Source organism: Phormidium tenue FACHB-1050, assembly GCF_014696925.1.
Taxonomy (GTDB): Bacteria; Cyanobacteriota; Cyanobacteriia; order Pseudanabaenales; family Pseudanabaenaceae; genus Pseudanabaena.
This window is the reverse complement of sequence record NZ_JACJQY010000011.1, coordinates 84,968-98,627: the sequence shown is the minus strand read 5'-3', so window position 1 is coordinate 98,627 and position 13,660 is coordinate 84,968. Positions and strand designations below refer to the sequence as shown.

Here is a 13,660-nt window from a genome sequence, read left to right as displayed (position 1 = left end):
ACTTGTTCCTAAATTAGCATTATTGTGTATCAAAAATTTTCAGCCTGTAATTTTCAGATTATAATTAACTAAAGCTAATAATCAAAAAAAATGCTGTCAATCAACCTAGATCGAGAAATAGAAACCTACTTAGCAGAAATTATTGCCCAAGAAAACAGCACATCTGAAGAACTGCTCAAAAAGCTAAACCAATTCAGAAGGCAAAACAACCAATATGCTTGTCCCATTAGAACTTTGGCAACAACTTCTCCATTCCTTAAACACTGATAATGTCAGTGGATTAGCTTTAATTGACGAACAAGAACCCAAAGAACAAATATTAGCCGATTTACAAGAATCTGTAAGGCTTGCCGCAGCAGGACAAACATTCCCAGTATCACAACTTTGGGAAGACGCTACAGCATAAACCTTTTATGTGAAAATTGCCCCGCCTTGCAAGCGTTGATAATGCATTTCAAATTCTGCTTTCAACGCAGGAAAATGCTCCAATGTGGCATCTTTCTTGATAATTCTTTCCGCCGCTTCACGGGCTATTTGGAAAATCTCTTGACGCGCAGCCTCATCAGGTAACCGATCCTCAATCGAGAAACCTGCATGTCCAGATTGTTCTGTTCCCTCATCTTTACCTTTACCGCGCATCTGGAAATCACGCTCAGCAATAAAAAATCCATCCTGTGACTGCTCAAGAACTTGTAAACGCTCCTGCGATGTCTGCGACTTAGAGCCGCTTAGTAATAAACAATAGGACTGCGCCGCGCCACGTCCGACTCTGCCCCGTAATTGGTGAAGTTGAGCAAGCCCAAAGCGATCAGCATGTTCGATGAGCATCACCGAAGCATTGGGAATATCTACACCGACTTCAATCACCGTAGTCGCTACCAAAATTTGGGTTTCACCTCTACGGAAAGTATTTATCGCTTCATCTTTTTCTGCCGAAGACATTTGACCATGCAGTAAGCCAATTTGGAAGTTAGGAAAAACTACATTTTGGAGATGCTCACGTTCTTGGGTTGCTGCCTTAATATCTTCCATTTTCTCAGACTCTTCCACTAGAGGAAAGACAATATAAGCCTGACGATCTTGAGCTATTTCACGACGGATTAAATCGTAAGCATCTTTGCGTTGTGAGGGTTTCAGTAAGACAGTTTGAATCGGTTTCCGCCCAGGGGGAAGCTCATCGATGATACTAACTTCAATTTCAGAATTAGTGAGATAGAGAGTTCGGGGAATTGGCGTAGCAGTCATGATCAACACATGGGGGTCATTGCCTTTTTGCAAAAGCCGCGATCGCTGATCTCTACCAAAACGATGTTGTTCGTCGATTACCGCTAGCCCCAACCGCGCAAAGTTTACACCATCCTGAATTAGAGCATGGGTTCCAATGACTAAAGGCAACTCACCCGTTTCCAATTGCCGTAAAGTTTCACGACGTTTTGCAGTTTTCGTGGAACCAGTCAAAATTTCTACTGGTAGATTTAGCTGCATAAACCATTCCACAATCTTGCGGTAATGCTGCTCGGTGAGAACTTCCGTCGGAGCCATAAGTGCAGTTTGATAGCCAGCCTCGATCGCTGTTAACAATGCATATACTGCCACAATCGTTTTCCCTGAGCCAACATCGCCTTGCACTAAACGGTTCATCGGTGTTTGACCTTGCAGATCAGCGCGAATTTCAGCAACCACACGCTTTTGAGCATTGGTTAACTCAAAGGGAAGAATCTTTTCCAGTTGAGCGATCGCTTGGCTCTGAGGCACAAAATGAATTGCTTTTTGTTGATGACGACGATAGAGAGAAACAAGGCGACGGTAGAAATATTTATCGAAGGTGAGTCGAATTACGGCTTGTTCTAAGGTTTCGCTGGTATCTGGATAATGCACTTGGGCGATCGCCTGAGCCAGAGGCATCATTTTGTAATCATTGAGAAAGCGATCGGGCATCGGATCGGCAATCTGTGATACGGCGGGTAAGCATTGCGCCACAAGTCGGCGAATGGCTTCGGGTGTGATACCTTCCGTAAGTGGATAAACTGGCACGACGCGCCCGACAGTTTTAGACTGGATTGTATCTTGAGTATGTTCAAGAACTTCCACTTCATAATTCTCTAACGTCAAACCATATTTGCTCTGTTTGACCACCCCCGAAGCCGCAACTGTACAGCCTTGAGGATAAAGTTTTTTCTGTGATTCTTGCCAACCTCGATTGGAGTAACGTTTGCCAGTCCAGAAGCGGCTAAGCTTTATCTGCCCTGTATGGTCACGTAAAATAATTTCCACAATCGTGAGATTGGGATTTTTGGGACTAGTAAAACAGCCGAATTTCTTAATTGTGCCGATTACGGTAACTGTATCTCCATCTTTAAGTTCACGAATGGGAATCTGACGAGCATAGTCAATATGATCGCGAGGATAGTAACTGAGAACATCGCGCACCGTATGTAAATCGAGAAGCTTAAACTTTGTCGCCATAAATGAGCCAATACCTTCAAGGTTTTTCAACTCGGTATCAGGCAATATTTTTTTGGTGGCTTTGGGTTCTGTAGCAGCGATCGCCTCAGTCTTGGGTTTCTTAATCTTGGGTGCAGCGTTAGTTTCTGCGATTTCACGGCGACGTACTTCGTAGAGCAAGCGACGGGTTTCGGCAACTAGATGTTGTCTGCGTGATAGGGACAAATCACTATATTGAGCATATTGTTTAGCAAGGGTTTGCGCTTGGAGGCGATCGCTCATTTCCCAGTCTTCAGGGATTTCTTTTAAGCTCACATTCAAAAAATCTGCAAACAAAGATTGCTTTCCCTGTAAATTGGAAAAGCCTTTTTCAGCCTCGATACTTAAGGCTTGTTGCAAACGATTTATATCTAGTGGCACAAGTTAGTTTGTAGGCAATGATTTGATATTGCGAAATAAGTTCTTGAATTGCCGATCCAAATATATATTATGCCGCATATACCCTTACCGCAAAATCAAATCAAACTCATTAAGGCTTCGGCACCCAAAAGATGAGTGGCGGCACGAAGCGCCGCCACTCATCTTTTGGGTTTGATGTCCTAAGCAAAACTTACATTGCTATAGATGAAGTATTATCGTTAGGTAATAAGTTAAAGTGCTAAGTATGAATATTGTCTTAGAGCGTGACACACTTCCACTCGTTAGTGACGAAATGGGGGCGATTCGAGTAGGCAAGTCAAGAGTATTGTTAGAGATTGTAATTCGGGCTTTCCAAGATGGGGCTTCGCCTGAGTCTATTGTCCAAAGATATTCAACTCTATCTCTATCTGATGTCTATAGCACTATTGGTTATTATCTAAGACATCAAGATACCGTGGAAGATTACTTAAATCAAAGAGAGAAACTAGCAGAATCTGTTCAGCAACGTTTGTCTCATATTCAGCCTGATTTAAGTTTCATTCGTTCTCGTTTGTTGAGCAAAAAGCAGTCTGAACAAGCAACATAAACCCCATGTTAAGCTTGTTAAGCGATGAGAACTTTAATGGTGACATAGTACGAGGATTGTTTCTTCGTCAACCTCAACTTGATTTGTGTAGAGTTCAGGATGTGGGGTTGCAGAAATTAGATGATCCAGTGATTTTAGAATGGGCAACGATTAATAATCGCATTCTCTTGACTCATGATCGCGCCACTATGCCAGATTTTGCCTATGAGAGGTTGCATAGCGGGAAGGCAATGGCAGGAATATTTATCGTTAATGACCGAATGCTGGTTAGACAGGCGATCGATGAGTTGCTATTGCTAGTAGAGTGTAGCAAACAAATGGAATGGAAGGGTATTGTTCTTTACTTGCCTCTATAATTAGTAGAAACCAATCAAACATGACTCGTTTTACGATCTGTGAAACCTTTTACTTCTTGTTTTTCAACAGCCTGCCTCTAGCATTATTTCTGTAATGGCGCGACAAGAATAGATAGAAATAATCATTAGGCGATATTTAGTTTGAGCGTCAGATATTTGTAGTGCCAAAATTCAATTCATGCTCAACGAGATTCTATAGCTATAGCCACCTGTATCAGGACAAATCAAAACCCCAATAGTGTGAGGCGGCGCTTCGCGCCGCCTCACACTATTGGGGTTTTATGTCCTAACAAGAATGGCGACAGCTATAAAATGGGTGATCGCTCAGCATTGGCTAGTCGTAAATCAACCCAAAAAAGATAAAGGCAGTGCGAAGCACTGCCTTTATCTTTTTTGGGTTGATAAAAAATGGAGCAAGCATTACTCGCAACATTTTTTATTTTGAAGTATTTAGAACAAGCCTAAAGTCAGAGACTTATCGATAGGCATGGTGGAACCAATCCCCAACCAAAGAGTAACAGCAGTACCAAATAGGAATACAGCCATTGCTACAGGACGACGGAAAGGATTTTGGAACTTGTTTACATTCTCAATGAAAGGAATGAGAATCAAGCCAACAGGAATCAAACTTTGGAGCAGTACGCCCAAAAGCTTGTTAGGAACAATCCGCAAAATTTGGAATGCAGGATACAAGAACCACTCTGGCAAAATTTCCAAAGGGGTTGCGAAAGGATTAGCAGGTTCGCCGACCATCGTGGGGTCAAGCACTGCCAAACCAGTAATCAAAGCGATCGTGCCAGTGATCACAACAGGGAACATGTACAACAGGTCATTTGGCCAAGCTGGTTCGCCATAGTAGTTGTGACCCATGTTCTTTTCCAACTTTGCACGCAAAATTGGATCATTTAAATCAGGGAGCTTTTCAGTCTTTGCCATGTTATTGCTTTATTTATTGCGTTATGGTTTTCTAAAATTATCTAATAGGAAAATCCTATACGAGTTTCTAGGATAAGAAACCTTACAAAGGACCAGAAATACCTTGCTTACGGATCATCAAGAAGTGAGCGAGCATGAATACTGCAATCAACCAAGGCAATACAAAGGTATGCAAGCTGTAGAAACGGGTAAGAGTTGCTTGACCAACACTTTGTCCGCCACGCAATAGCTCAACCAAGGTTCCACCCACAACAGGAATTGCATCAGGTACACCAGATACAATCTTAACTGCCCAGTATCCAACTTGATCCCAAGGTAGGGAGTATCCAGTTACACCGAAGGTAACGGTGATCACAGCAAGGATGACACCAGTGATCCAAGTCAATTCGCGAGGCTTTTTGAAACCGCCAGTTAGATACACGCGGAAAACATGCAAGATCATCATCAAGACCATCATGCTAGCTGACCAACGGTGAACTGAGCGGATCAACCAACCGAAGTTAACGTCGGTCATGATGTAGCGAACTGATTCAAATGCTTCAGTAACTGATGGCTTGTAATAAAAGGTCATCGCGAAGCCTGTCGCGAACTGAATTAGGAAGCAGGTGAGGGTGATGCCGCCTAAGCAGTAAAAGATATTAACGTGAGGGGGAACGTACTTACTAGTAACGTCCTCAGCGAGCGCCCCGACTTCAAGGCGATCATTAAACCAATCGTAAACTTTACTCATGTAATTGAAAAACCCAAGATTGCTGAACTAGTTAACAATTTTTTGATAGCTGTAACTTATTTTAATACTTATGATCATGTGTAGGCAAACCTAAAGATGGCTTTTAAAAGGTTTTACTAGATTTATAGTAAATTTTCTTAATCGTTGCTACCTTTATACGGATAACAAAACTAAGCGATCGCCCTTAATCCATCTCAGATATATGACTATACGACATTTTTAAGATACTCCCCCTAGTCAAGAATTAGTGTTGTGGCCCAAAGCACCGCAACACTAATTCTTGACTGGAAGTAAAAAAATGCAGAATGTCCAACTTGTTTGATGACTAAGCATGAACATATATTTGCGTTTCAGATTAGCAGTTTTTTTAATTTCTTTTCTCTATGTTGATGTGTCTCCCGTATTTGCTCAAGTTTGCGCCCATGAATATTCTTATCAAAGCTTAAATTCAAACTCAGATAAGCATCACGAAGAATATGCGCCGACACAGCGTGTTGCCACAGTTCGCAGCGATCGCGACTTAACCTTAGCTTGGGCTTTACCCGCAGAATTTACCGAAACCCATCAATTTATAGGTAAGGACTATCAGCTTGCGGAGCATGAAGGGCTTGATTTTATTCATAGTAACCAGTTAGTCACCCAAGTACCAGTGCGATCGGCTGCCGATGGCAAAGTTGTATATATTCGTCGTGATTGTCCACAATCAGATGCATTTGCGCCCAACCGTTTGCAGCGAGACTGTGGCGGCGATTGGGGAAACCATATTGTGATTCAGCATCCGAATGGACTGTTCACCCGCTATGCTCATCTTTATCCTGACAGTACCCAAGTGAAAGTTGGGCAGAAAGTTACTCGTGGTCAAGAACTTGGCAAAATGGGAAATTCAGGACGGAGTGATATCAGACATTTACATTTTGAGTTAGGAATTGCTATTAAGATCAATCATTGTGCACCAGCGCAATCTTTTCATTATGTTTACAATCCAGCCACTTATTTACAGTGGGAAAATTTAAAAAACTAACAAGATTTAAATTTCAGCACAAAGCGCTGACTTAAAACCCAGAAATATTTTTGAAAGCGGCGCGAAGTGAGGCTTTCAAAAATATTTCTATACTACTGAAATCCTCAATAAACTGTATGAACGATTTTCCAGATAAAGCTACTGAAACAGATAGCGATCGCCTTGATCCAAATAGTGTGGATATTCGCGAGATGAATATCGATGATATTGCGCCAATTTTTCACTTAGGCGAACAGCTATTTACTAGTGATCTCTATCCTTACCTCTATCGGACATGGGATGAGTGGGAAGTAATTGGCATGTATAACACCGACTCAGAGTATTGCTTAGTGGCGGAAATTGATGAACAACTCGCAGGGTTTATTCTCGGCACGATCATCAATAAGGCTTCATGGAAATATGGCTATATTACTTGGCTGGGAGTCAATCCCAATTGCCAAAGGCGTGGAGTAGCCGATCGCCTAGTCGATAAAATCATTGAGCGCATGATTGAAGATAATGTGCGCCTGATGCTAGTTGATACCGATCCCGCTAATACTCCCGCCATTAATTTCTTCAATCGCAAAGGTTTTGGTAATGCTAGAGAGCATGTTTTTCTATCGCTAAATCTCGCCAAACATGAATATTACGGCCGACTCATAAATTACGAACGTGATAAAGCCGATCGCAACCGTCCGCGATCGCGGCGGCGCACTTAAATATATTTGCTGCGATATATTTGCTGCGCTTACGACGCTTTGCTCTCAAGCCCAAACCAAGAGATTTTTTGAAAGTGTTGCTTCGCAACACTTTCAAAAAATCTCTTGTGATTTGATCGCTCTGTAAATGCTGTAAATATATTTAAGAGTTGCCACGATTTTTGTTAGACTAGAAAAAGTGTTTGAAGGCAATTGACAATAAATCTTCCAAACTACATCTAAAAAACTAATCACCCCATCTTTTGTCTCGGAGATAACCACACTATGGCTCGGATGTACTACGACACGGACGCAAATCTTGAATTTCTAGCAGGTAAGACAGTTGCAATTATCGGCTACGGTTCTCAGGGTCACGCCCATGCCCTTAACCTAAAAGAAAGCGGCGTGGATGTCATCGTGGGGTTATATCAAGGCAGTCCCTCATGGCAAAAAGCAGAATCTGAAGGGCTGACCGTCAAGACTGTTGCAGACGCATCGGCTGCTGCTGACCTAATTATGATTTTATTGCCTGACGAAACTCAAAAAGCAATTTATGCTACCGAAATTGCTCCAAATCTTAAAGCTGGAGATACTCTAGCTTTCGCCCATGGTTTTAATATTCACTTCGCGCAAGTTGTTCCTCCTGCGGATGTTGATGTGATCATGGTCGCGCCTAAAGGTCCTGGACACTTGGTACGTCGCACCTATACTCAAGGTCAAGGCGTTCCTGCTTTATTCGCAGTCTATCAAGATGCTACTGGACATGCACGCGATCGCGCGATGGCTTATGCCAAAGGTATTGGCGGCACACGCGGCGGCGTTCTCGAAACTACTTTCCGAGAAGAAACTGAAACCGATCTATTCGGCGAACAAGCGGTACTCTGCGGTGGTCTATGCGCTCTCATCAAGGCTGGCTTTGAAACCCTTGTTGAAGCTGGCTATCAACCCGAACTCGCTTACTTCGAGTGCTTGCATGAAGTGAAGCTGATCGTGGACTTGGTAGTTGAAGGTGGTATGTCGAATATGCGCTATAGCATCTCGAATACGGCTGAATATGGTGATTACACCCGTGGTCCTCGTGTTGTTACTGAGCAGACTAAGATCGAAATGAAGAAAATTCTTTCGGAAATTCAATCTGGTCAATTTGCCCGTGAGTTTGTTCTTGAAAATCAAGCTGGCAAACCTGGATTCACCGCAATGCGTCGTCAAGAAGCCGAGCATCAAATCGAGTCAGTCGGTAAAGATCTCCGAGCTATGTTTAGCTGGTTGAAGAAAATCTAATCAAAAAAAGCGGTGCTTAGCACCGCTTTTTTTGATTCAATCAAGAGGGTAAATACCCCGTCGCTCCGCGATGAAAGTATATTCCAATAAAAAAGAAAGAATAACAACGTCGGCTTGCGACGTTGTTATTCTTTCTTTTTTTAATTGTTAATTACTGGAACTGGTGGGTTATTGGGTGAGTTGGGCTTATTTTTGATTTGCATATAAGCTTCAATCGTCTGTACTGCTAAAGGAGCAGCGATCGCACTACCACCACCACCACCTGCATTTTCCCCAAAAACGGTCACCACAATTTCTGGCTTTTCATAGGGTGCATAGGCTGTAAACCATGCATGGTTTGGACGGGGTGGATCTTGAGCCGTACCAGACTTACCAGCCATGGCAATTTCCGCCGAATTTAGAGGCGCGGCTGTACCATACTCAAATACAGATCTCAAAGACTTTTGCAAAGCCGCCAGATTTGTAGGCGATATATTCAGGGACTGCCGCCACTCCCTTGCATCATTATCTTCTAAGAGCAAATGAGGTCTAATCTTAAACCCACCATTAGCAACAATAGCCGTCATCATTGAGACTTGGACAAGATTAGCTTGGACATCACCCTGTCCAATTGACATATTTAGAGTATTGCCAACATACCAAGGTTCACCGATGACGCGCTTCTTCCACTCTTCATCAGGCACAGTACCTTTAGTTTCTTCCTCCTTGATTTCGATTCCTGAATATTCGCCATAACCATATTTATGTGACCATAGGGCAAGATCTTTTTCACCCACCCGCATACCTACTTGTCCGAAGAAAGTATTGCTGCTATAAGCCATCGCCTCAGAAAATCCAATCGTGCCAAATCCTGCCTTGTTGTGATCCCAGAATTGAAAGCCGCCTAAATCAAGATAAGGGTAGGTCGCCAGCACATCATTGATCCCAAATTTATTGGTTTCCAAACCTGCTGTCATAGTTACGACTTTAAAAGTACTAGCGGGCGGATATACCTGTAAGACTCGATTGACAAAAGGATGGTCTTTTTCTTGCAAGCGTTTCCATGTTGCCTCGGAAATCTTGCCCGAAAACAGGTTAGGGTCAAAGGCTGGATGGCTAACCATAGCAAGTATTTCGCCGTTATTAGGATTCATGGCAATAATCCCGCCTTGCTGATCACCTAAAATCTTTTCAACGGCTTTTTCTAGATCTAGGTCAATCGTCATTTTGACAGCGTTGCCTGCCTTCGGTGGCTTTTGTCCTAAAACTCGCAGTACCTTTCCAAAAGCATCGACTTCTACCTGCTGACCGCCCCACTCTCCCCGTAGCTGGTTCTCAAAGGCATATTCCACGCCAGCTTTGCCGATTACATCTCCAGGACGGTAACCTTTTTCGCGTAATTTGGGTAATTCTTCAGCATTTAGTTCGCCTGTGTAGCCCAGTACATGCGCCGCGACATCACCATTGGGGTAATAGCGCACCGCTTCAGGCTCCACTTTGACTCCTGGTAATTCGAGGCTATGCTCAGAAAGTACGGTTACCAGTTTGGGGCTAATTGAGGTGGAGACTCTGACTAGATTGGGCGAGTTGTAGCCTTCCTGCTCCAGCTTGTCGGTAATCGTTTGCGCCGAAACCCCGATTAACCCAGCTAAGCGATTAATAATTGGCTCCCATTTGTCCTTGGGTTGAGCGATCGGCCAGAGATAAACCACATGCGCCAATCGACTGGAGGCAAGAATATTACCTTTGCGATCAAAAAGCCGCCCTCTTTCTGGAGGCTTGGCAATTAATCTGATCCGATTGTTTTCCGCAAGTTGTTGGTTGCGATCGCCCTCAATCAGTTGCAAATAAAAAAGTCGCCCACCTAAAATCCCGATTAGCACCAATACGCTTAACAAAAATAAAATAGCGGCTCGCATCCCCTTCCCCATGGTGCGGGTGTTTTCAGTGGGATTAAAAGGGGAATTTTGTCGTTGCGTAAAAGTCATACTGCTTAGGAAAGATTTTAAGAAAGATTTTTTCGCTAGAATAATAGATAGATCTATTGTATGGCGATCGTGAATTTAATTAATTCCATTGCATGTTTAGTGAATATTTTTGCTATTCACAAAGCCCAAAAGCAAGCTACAGCAGTCTTTCAGAGGAGTTAAAAGTCCGTGATTGTGACCCCTGTGCGTTCAGTTGGACGAAAGTGGAGTAATCTCAGTTTTACTTCAACCCTCTATCTTGCCCCAGTATTAGACCTGTTGCTTGACGAAGTACCGTCAGAATGGCAGCCAGAGTTGCGATTAGGTTTGCAAGAAGCTTTAGTCAATGCCGTCAAACACGGCAATTCTCTCGATCCGTGCAAGCAAATCACCGTTAAATTTTCGATTGTTTCGCAGATGTACTGGTGGGTGATCACCGATCAGGGAAATGATTTGCAATCCTCTAGTGGATCAAAAGATGATCCCACACCTTGTCATGATTTAGAATGCGGTCGGGGCTTTTATATATTACGCAAAATTTTTGAGCATGTGCATTGGGATGGTGGCACACATCGTTTGACTTTGTGCAAACGTATTGATCGTTTTAGTAAACCCATGATTTTTTAGGCTTTCTCAAAAGAGAGAAGGTGGCGCTTTGCGCCTCCTTCTCTCTTTTGATTTGTATAGCAAAAAAGAGTTAGCCAGTACAAACCAAAACCCAAGAATCGAGTGGCGGCGCGAAGTGCCGCCACTCGATTCTTGGGTTTTATGTCCTAAGCAAAACTTTCTTTGCTATATAATGCATAAAAAAACGGCGAAATTTGTTTTTCTAGAGACAAAACCGAATATTTGACATATAAGTTTAAAATAAGATTATGAGAATCTTAACAACTATCTTTGCTAAGGCGAAATTAAACGTATGACTCCGATGACATTAGTAGCTGAAGCTCCAGTAGAACGTCTAGGTAAGCCGATAGATGGGGAAGTAGATTGTGAAAACTTACGAGAATGTGATGAGATCGTAGATGCATGGATTCCAGACTGGCTGAGAATTAGTTGGCAGAGATCGCAAAGAGGTGAAAGTTTAGAGGATGAAGATATTGTTGGTCGGGCTTTAGATTTTGCCTATCGACTGCATGATGGGCAATGCCGCGCATCAGGGGAACCATACATATTGCATCCGATCGCAGTTGCCGCCATCCTGAAGGATTTAGGGGGCAGTGATGTGATGATCGCCGCAGGATTTTTGCATGATGTTGTTGAGGATACCGATGTATCCTGCGAACAGATCGAAGAAATGTTTGGTAAAGAAGTTCGTCAATTGGTGGAAGGGGTAACCAAGTTATCGAAACTGAGTTTTGAGAGTAAGACTGAAAGTCAAGCCGAAAATTTTCGCCGCATGTTTCTGGCGATGGCTCAAGATATTCGCGTGATTATCGTCAAGCTTGCCGATCGCCTGCACAATATGCGAACGCTGCAACATCTGCGACCTGAGAAGCAAGTTCTGATCTCTAGAGAAACGAGAGAGATTTTTGCACCTTTAGCAAACCGTTTGGGTTTAGGTCAAATTAAATGGGAACTCGAAGATATTGCTTTTAAGTATATTGAGCCAGAACAATATCAAATAATGGAGTCTCTCGTTGCTGATACCCATGAGAGTCGCCATGAACAATTGGTAGAAGTGACGCGGGTATTAGCTGAAAGACTGGAATTGATGGGTATTGATGATTTTGATATTAGTGGTAGACCTAAGCATCTGTATGGCATTTATCGCAAGATGGAACGCCAAAAGAAGCAATATAACGAGATTTATGACATTCAAGCTGTAAGGGTAATCGTTAATACTAAGGAGGAATGCTACCGCGTTCTTGCCGTTGTCCACGATCATTTTTGTCCGATTCCTGGTCGCTTTAAAGACTACATTGGCTTACCTAAGCCCAATCGTTATCAATCGTTGCACACGGCGGTGATTGGGCCAAAAGGACAACCTGTGGAAGTCCAGATTCGCACATGGGAGATGCATCACATTGCTGATTACGGGATTGCAGCCCATTGGAAATACAAAGAAAGTAATTCGACTAGCAAGCCACTCAAGGGCGATGATCAGAAATTCACTTGGTTGCGTCAGTTGGTGGAATGGCAGCGTGAACTGAAAGATCCTCAAGAATATCTTGATAGCGTCAAGGAAGATTTATTTGATAGTGAAGTTTATGTATTTAGCCCCAAAGGAGATGTGTACTGTTTACCTCGTGGCGCAACACCTGTAGATTTTGCTTATCGTGTGCATACGGAAGTCGGTAATCACTGCTCAGGTGCATTGGTAAACAATGTGATGGTTTCTTTGCATCGTCCACTCAAGCATGGAGATATTGTCACAATTCTCACCCAGAACAATGCCCATCCCAGTACCGATTGGATTAATTTTGTGGCGACAAGTTCGGCAAAAAGTCGGATTCGTCAATGGTTTAAGCGATCGCGCCGTGATGAAAATCTTGCCTTAGGACGCAGTGCCTTAGAACGTGAACTTGGTAAAAATGGTTTAGAGACATTGCTTAAATCCGATCAGATGCAGAAGCTTGCGGAACGATGTAACTATCACAACGTTGAGGATCTGCTGGCAGGTATTGGCTATGGTGAAACTTCAGTCAATACCGTAGTTAATAAACTGCGTGAACATCAGCACCATGATCGTGACTTAAATCCTCAAAAGTATGAAGCTCGTCATGAACCTACCCATAGCAATAGCTCCAAATCACCAATTTTAGGTTTGGAGGGCATGGTTTACTCGATCGCAGGTTGCTGTGCGCCTCTGCCTGGAGAACCAATTACAGGAGTTGTTGCATTGGGTAGCAATCGTGGTATTACCATCCATCGCCATGATTGCCATAATTTAGCGAATATTCCTAGCGATCGCCTGTTGCATGTGGGTTGGAATCAGCAGAAAGAAAATGATCAGACTCAAACCTATCCTATTGATATTCGGGTAGAAGCGATTGATCGGGTTGGGATATTGCGCGATATTTTGACTCGCCTCTCCGACAACAAAATCAATGTGCGAAGGGCAAATGTACAGACCAAAAAAGGTAAGGCAGCAATTATTGATTTAAGTATTGATATTAGCGATCGCCACCAATTTGATCGAGTTTGCAGTCAAATCAACAAACTATGTGACACGCTTTCGGTTTCGCGCCTTGTTGCTGAATAAGATCAATTCACAAAAGTGTTGTCACACTTTTGTGAATTGGTATAAGAGTTTTGAAAA

Annotated in this window: 12 protein-coding genes; 8 read left to right on the top strand and 4 right to left on the bottom strand. The window is 43.0% G+C overall.

Annotated features, from left to right (window positions below; genetic code table 11):
• Positions 1–214: 214 nt before the first annotated feature.
• Complete coding sequence (locus tag H6G05_RS09465; RefSeq protein ID WP_199310415.1) at positions 215–406, top strand: hypothetical protein; 192 nt, start codon at positions 215–217, stop codon at positions 404–406.
• A gap of 5 nt (positions 407–411) precedes the next feature.
• On the opposite strand, the gene recG is transcribed toward H6G05_RS09465, so the two are convergent.
• A complete protein-coding gene (recG, locus tag H6G05_RS09460) occupies positions 412–2,865 on the bottom strand; it encodes an ATP-dependent DNA helicase RecG (RefSeq protein ID WP_190577940.1) in 2,454 nt (817 codons plus the stop codon).
• A 244-nt stretch (positions 2,866–3,109) separates the two neighbouring features.
• Between recG and H6G05_RS09455 the strand changes: the two genes are divergently transcribed.
• A complete protein-coding gene (locus H6G05_RS09455; protein WP_190577939.1) occupies positions 3,110–3,451 on the top strand; it encodes a DUF433 domain-containing protein in 342 nt (113 codons plus the stop codon).
• 5 nt (positions 3,452–3,456) lie between these two features.
• Positions 3,457–3,807, top strand: coding sequence for a DUF5615 family PIN-like protein (locus tag H6G05_RS09450; protein WP_190577938.1), 351 nt, complete (start codon positions 3,457–3,459; stop codon positions 3,805–3,807).
• 450 nt (positions 3,808–4,257) lie between these two features.
• Here the strand turns inward: H6G05_RS09450 and petD are convergent, their stop codons facing one another.
• Positions 4,258–4,743, bottom strand: a complete 486-nt coding sequence (gene petD / locus H6G05_RS09445; protein WP_094528536.1) for a cytochrome b6-f complex subunit IV — start codon at positions 4,741–4,743, stop codon at positions 4,258–4,260.
• An 82-nt stretch (positions 4,744–4,825) separates the two neighbouring features.
• Positions 4,826–5,473 (bottom strand): cytochrome b6, encoded by a 648-nt coding sequence (gene petB, locus H6G05_RS09440; RefSeq protein WP_094528535.1) that lies wholly within the window; start codon positions 5,471–5,473, stop codon positions 4,826–4,828.
• Between the two features lie 331 nt (positions 5,474–5,804).
• On the opposite strand from petB, the gene H6G05_RS09435 reads away from it, so the two are divergent.
• The 3 genes from H6G05_RS09435 (at position 5,805) to ilvC (ending at position 8,452) form a co-directional block, all read left to right on the top strand.
• Positions 5,805–6,494 (top strand): M23 family metallopeptidase, encoded by a 690-nt coding sequence (locus tag H6G05_RS09435; RefSeq protein WP_190577937.1) that lies wholly within the window; start codon positions 5,805–5,807, stop codon positions 6,492–6,494.
• 116 nt (positions 6,495–6,610) lie between these two features.
• Positions 6,611–7,192 (top strand): GNAT family N-acetyltransferase, encoded by a 582-nt coding sequence (locus H6G05_RS09430; protein ID WP_190577936.1) that lies wholly within the window; start codon positions 6,611–6,613, stop codon positions 7,190–7,192.
• Between the two features lie 264 nt (positions 7,193–7,456).
• A complete protein-coding gene (gene ilvC / locus H6G05_RS09425; RefSeq protein ID WP_094528532.1) occupies positions 7,457–8,452 on the top strand; it encodes a ketol-acid reductoisomerase in 996 nt (331 codons plus the stop codon).
• Positions 8,453–8,592: 140 nt separating this feature from the next.
• On the opposite strand, the gene mrdA is transcribed toward ilvC, so the two are convergent.
• Positions 8,593–10,419: a penicillin-binding protein 2 gene (gene mrdA / locus H6G05_RS09420; RefSeq protein ID WP_190577935.1), complete on the bottom strand. Its 1,827-nt coding sequence runs from the start codon at positions 10,417–10,419 to the stop codon at positions 8,593–8,595.
• Positions 10,420–10,587: 168 nt separating this feature from the next.
• Between mrdA and H6G05_RS09415 the strand changes: the two genes are divergently transcribed.
• Positions 10,588–11,025 (top strand): ATP-binding protein, encoded by a 438-nt coding sequence (locus H6G05_RS09415; protein WP_190577934.1) that lies wholly within the window; start codon positions 10,588–10,590, stop codon positions 11,023–11,025.
• 301 nt (positions 11,026–11,326) lie between these two features.
• Positions 11,327–13,603 (top strand): RelA/SpoT family protein, encoded by a 2,277-nt coding sequence (locus tag H6G05_RS09410; protein WP_408962470.1) that lies wholly within the window; start codon positions 11,327–11,329, stop codon positions 13,601–13,603.
• Positions 13,604–13,660 lie beyond the last annotated feature (57 nt).

Excerpts from the sequence above, each read along its gene's own strand:
- H6G05_RS09465 (WP_199310415.1), top strand. The coding sequence starts at position 215 with ATGCTTGTCCCATTAGAACTTTGGCAACAACTTCTCCATTCCTTAAAC.
- H6G05_RS09455 (WP_190577939.1), top strand. The coding sequence starts at position 3,110 with ATGAATATTGTCTTAGAGCGTGACACACTTCCACTCGTTAGTGACGAA.
- H6G05_RS09450 (WP_190577938.1), top strand. The coding sequence starts at position 3,457 with ATGTTAAGCTTGTTAAGCGATGAGAACTTTAATGGTGACATAGTACGA.
- petD (WP_094528536.1), bottom strand. The coding sequence starts at position 4,743 with ATGGCAAAGACTGAAAAGCTCCCTGATTTAAATGATCCAATTTTGCGT.
- petB (WP_094528535.1), bottom strand. The coding sequence starts at position 5,473 with ATGAGTAAAGTTTACGATTGGTTTAATGATCGCCTTGAAGTCGGGGCG.
- H6G05_RS09435 (WP_190577937.1), top strand. The coding sequence starts at position 5,805 with ATGAACATATATTTGCGTTTCAGATTAGCAGTTTTTTTAATTTCTTTT.
- H6G05_RS09430 (WP_190577936.1), top strand. The coding sequence starts at position 6,611 with ATGAACGATTTTCCAGATAAAGCTACTGAAACAGATAGCGATCGCCTT.
- ilvC (WP_094528532.1), top strand. The coding sequence starts at position 7,457 with ATGGCTCGGATGTACTACGACACGGACGCAAATCTTGAATTTCTAGCA.
- mrdA (WP_190577935.1), bottom strand. The coding sequence starts at position 10,419 with ATGACTTTTACGCAACGACAAAATTCCCCTTTTAATCCCACTGAAAAC.
- H6G05_RS09410 (WP_408962470.1), top strand. The coding sequence starts at position 11,327 with ATGACATTAGTAGCTGAAGCTCCAGTAGAACGTCTAGGTAAGCCGATA.